At 52.7% G+C, this 1,407-nt stretch carries 2 protein-coding genes; both read right to left on the bottom strand.

Annotation, left to right across the window (positions count from 1 at the left end; genetic code table 11):
- Positions 1-51 precede the first annotated feature (51 nt).
- Positions 52-678 (bottom strand): hypothetical protein, encoded by a 627-nt coding sequence (locus tag ACO6BQ_RS12560; RefSeq protein WP_489121487.1) that lies wholly within the window; start codon positions 676-678, stop codon positions 52-54.
- Positions 679-767: 89 nt separating this feature from the next.
- Positions 768-1,250: a hypothetical protein gene (locus tag ACO6BQ_RS12555; RefSeq protein ID WP_489121485.1), complete on the bottom strand. Its 483-nt coding sequence runs from the start codon at positions 1,248-1,250 to the stop codon at positions 768-770.
- Positions 1,251-1,407 lie beyond the last annotated feature (157 nt).

The raw sequence follows: 1,407 nt of genomic DNA, 5'->3' as shown, positions 1-1,407 counted from the left end.
CGGACGAAAAATCTACGCCAATCTGACGGACTTCATTTTATCAGCGATTCCCTAAAGCCCCAAATCCCCCATCTTTATTTTCTCCACACGGCCATGCTTAATTTCAAAGGCAAAGCCAATGGTCGGGTCTTCCTCAGAGAAGTAGATGTAGTCTTCGCCATACACCATACTTGGTTCGCCATATACGCGGCGCAGCTCCTCCACGGGTGTTCCGATACACACGCCCTTACCTGATGCGAGGGTGCTGCGCTCCGAGACTTTGACACGGCGCACAAAGCCGTCAACGAAGTCAAGCGACAGATGATCTCCGTATTCGTATTCGACAACCGGTCTCCCTGCATAACGCATGGATCGTTCCGACTCCGTCTCAAGTGGTGCTCCATAGAGAGCACGCACATCGGCCTCTGCTGCGCCATAAGCAATATCACCAAGCAGCAGTGCCTCGCGAGAAATCCGCGCCGACGTTCTCTGCTCCTCCGCGCGGTGCTGTCGCAGCACCTCAGCCTCACGCTTTGCCGCATCGTCTGCAGAGAGTGTTTTCTCCACGGAGTCGCGGGCAATGGTGATCCTCTTGCCGCCATCACTCTGCGGTGCTGTCACCGCAGAGCGAAACTGATCCACAGCAACACTCGCTGCAACACCTGCAATGACCGCAATTCCAACAAAGACGGCACACATCCGTATGTTCAAAGATTCTCTCTCCCCTGGAACGTGTTTCCCTTCATACGCTCAAACAGTCCCGCATTCTTCCCCATAGCAGGACACCATTAGCGAATCACACCCATTTTGATCTCGTCGACTCGGTTGGCCTCAATCTCAAAGACAAATCCGATCGAGGTATCGCCATTCACAAAGTAGATATACTGGTCGCCGCGTATGACATCCGGCTGCCCGTACGCTGCAATCAACGTATTGACATCCGTGCCAACTGCAATATTGGCAGCCGTTTGTACCCCATTTCGTGCACTGATCTCGATCTGACAAACAGCACCGTCTACAAAGGCGATATCAAAGTCGTTGCCGTACTCCCATTCGGTTGCCTGTCCGCCGGCATAGATAGGGTTATACTTCGTCTCAACCTCACGCGGTGCACCGTAGACGCTGCGCACATAGGACTCGGACGCACCGTACGCAATGCCGCCGACGACCAGTGCATCCTGCGGAACAGCCGCTTCCACCGCTGCACCGCTGATAAGTGCAGCCCCCAATGCGATTCCTGCAAGCCGTTTGCCATAGTTCATGATCCACATCTCCTTTAGCGAAAAACATTCGTTATAAACTTTCGATGTTATGGACGATTATAGGAGAAGACGCTGAAAAGCCCCTGAATACTTTCATTCAGAGGCTTTTCATAGGGAATCGCTGATAAAATGAAGTCCGTCAGATTGGCGTAGATTTTTCGTCCGA

It is taken from the genome of Centipeda sp. (in: firmicutes) (genome assembly GCF_057271695.1).
This window is presented reverse-complemented; position numbering and strand designations above follow the sequence as displayed.